The sequence below is a fragment of the Coleofasciculus sp. FACHB-712 genome (assembly GCF_014695635.1).
GTDB lineage: Bacteria > Cyanobacteriota > Cyanobacteriia > Cyanobacteriales > FACHB-T130 > FACHB-T130.
This window is the reverse complement of the sequence record NZ_JACJOQ010000580.1, coordinates 1-2,166: the sequence shown is the minus strand read 5'-3', so window position 1 is coordinate 2,166 and position 2,166 is coordinate 1. Positions and strand designations below refer to the sequence as shown.

3 protein-coding genes are annotated in these 2,166 nt (G+C 42.2%); all 3 read right to left on the bottom strand.

The window, feature by feature from the left end; genetic code table 11:
* Positions 1-50: 50 nt before the first annotated feature.
* Positions 51-650: a type IV pilin-like G/H family protein gene (locus tag H6F50_RS20990; RefSeq protein ID WP_190430203.1), complete on the bottom strand. Its 600-nt coding sequence runs from the start codon at positions 648-650 to the stop codon at positions 51-53.
* Positions 651-771: 121 nt separating this feature from the next.
* Positions 772-1,404: a type IV pilin-like G/H family protein gene (locus H6F50_RS20985; protein ID WP_190430202.1), complete on the bottom strand. Its 633-nt coding sequence runs from the start codon at positions 1,402-1,404 to the stop codon at positions 772-774.
* A gap of 42 nt (positions 1,405-1,446) precedes the next feature.
* Positions 1,447-2,166 (bottom strand): S-methyl-5-thioribose-1-phosphate isomerase (gene mtnA / locus H6F50_RS20980; protein ID WP_190430201.1); only part of this gene is annotated, 720 nt, incomplete at its 5' end.

Here is a 2,166-nt window from a genome sequence, read left to right as displayed (position 1 = left end):
GCTTAGATACCAATCCATAATCTAACCTTTCTTCCGAGTTAGCCTTAAGACTAATAACGGGAGATTTTTGTGGTGTTAGAACCGCAAGCGACTTCGCCATTTTGATAAGCTGGTTCTACAGGCTTGATTGCACCGGGAGCATTCGCTTGACACAGAATCCTTACTGTAGTTAAGTCTCGGGAATGATTGTCCGGTACGATGAATACAGCCCCAACATAGCTCTTCAGGGGTTTTGAAGCAGTTTCTTGAGCGATCGCGTAGTTAAATACCGCTGTTTTTGTTGCACGAATAGAATATTCATAATCTTTTGTTTTACTTGGAATACTTAGACCGAGTTTCGGCAGAGAAGCAACAAAAGTATTATTTTCTAAATAGTAAGCTTCTTGTCCTCTGTTTATAGAAACGATATAGATTTCTCCTTGCGATCTCTTGTTATTGGCTGTGTTGGCACAATTCAAAAAAATAGGCAAAGCCATAACTGCCAAAACACCAAAAATTATTATAAGAATCAGAATTCCAATGTAGAAGGCTATACCTTCATTTTTATGTTTTTTAAATAAAAAGTGTAACCACTTAGCTCGGAAATAGATGCTCATCATCTTCACTTTTGTCAAGTAAATAAACCCAATATACTTTTTTGTGTTTTGCATACACGCAAAGCACAAAAAGCTTTAATAAGTATTCACTGGTAGAATGAGAAATTCCTGAAAAGGTTAGATTTGGGATTGCTTAAGTGTCAATTCCCAATCTAACCTTTCTTCCGAGTTAGCCTTAAGGCGAATAACGGTAGATTTCTGTGGTGTTGGAGCCGCAAGCAATTGCGCCATTTTGATAAGCTGGCTCTACAGGTTTGATTGCGCCAGGGGAATCCGCTTGGCACAAAATTGTTACTGTTGTCTCACGGTTAGCAACTTTAGATTTGGCCTCAGTAGCTGGTATTACAAACACAGCCCCAACGTAACTGTTATTTCCTTTACTTTGGGATATCCCGTAACTAAAGGCAGCCGAAGAAGTGGCACGGGTTGAATATTCGTAGTCGTCACCCTGCTTTTGAAGGCGGATTCCTAACTTATTAAAGTCGTTAGCAAAGGACTTTTTTTCAGAAAAATGGGCTTCTTGAGCTAAGTTAATTGACTCAATATTTTCTTCCACTGCTGATTGCTTAACTGGGCCACATTTCAACATAGGGGGAAGCCCGAGTGCGAAAGCAATGGGATTACCTACCAATACCAAACTCCCTATCGTTATTACACCCGTTGCGAAAAAGAGTATGTTTCTTCGCTGTTTGAGGGAATCTTGCCAATTGTAAAGAGACGATGAATCTGTTTGTGTAGACGCCGCAAATTTACGGATTGGTTCGTTTTTCAAAAGATGATGTTTGGTTTCGGCTGTAGTCTTTCCCAAGGTTCGTTCCTTTTTATTTTTCTGTTGTATTCTTGCGCCCTTCTAAACCAATTGTTTGGTCTGAAACTGTTTTAACTCACTGGGTGCGATCGCGCCATACTCGGTAATCACTGCTGAAATTAATTCAGCGGGAGTGACATCAAATGCTGGATTGTAAAACTCCACGCCAGCAGGAGTAAGAAGCGTATCGCCAACTTGGTAGATTTCCGAAGCGTGGCGCTCTTCAATCGGAATTTTGCTGCCAGAAGACAACTCAAAATCAATCGTAGAGAGGGGTGCGGCAACAAAGAAAGGAACATTGTGAGCCTTAGCAACCAGTGCCAGACTGTAAGTGCCAATTTTATTAGCAGTGTCACCATTTGCGGCTATTCTGTCAGCACCGACAACGACTGCATCAATTAAACCCTGTTTCATACAGTGAGCTGCCATACTATCGGTAATCACCGTAACTGGAATGCCTTCTTGGACGCATTCCCAAGAAGTCAGTTTCGCACCTTGTAAGCGGGGACGAGTTTCATCAGCATAGACTCGCTCCAGACGCCCATCTCGCCATGCAGAACGAACAACGCCCAAGGCAGTTCCATAGCCAGCAGTTGCCAAGGCTCCAGCGTTGCAGTGAGTCAAAATAACCAGTTTATGAGGCTTGGAGGGTAAAGCTTTTAAACCGTGATCGCCGATTGCCTGACAAGTTTGCAAGTCTTCTGCATTAATCGCCTTAGCAGTTGTCAGTAAAATAGATTTGATTTCTTCTACCGTTCCGAG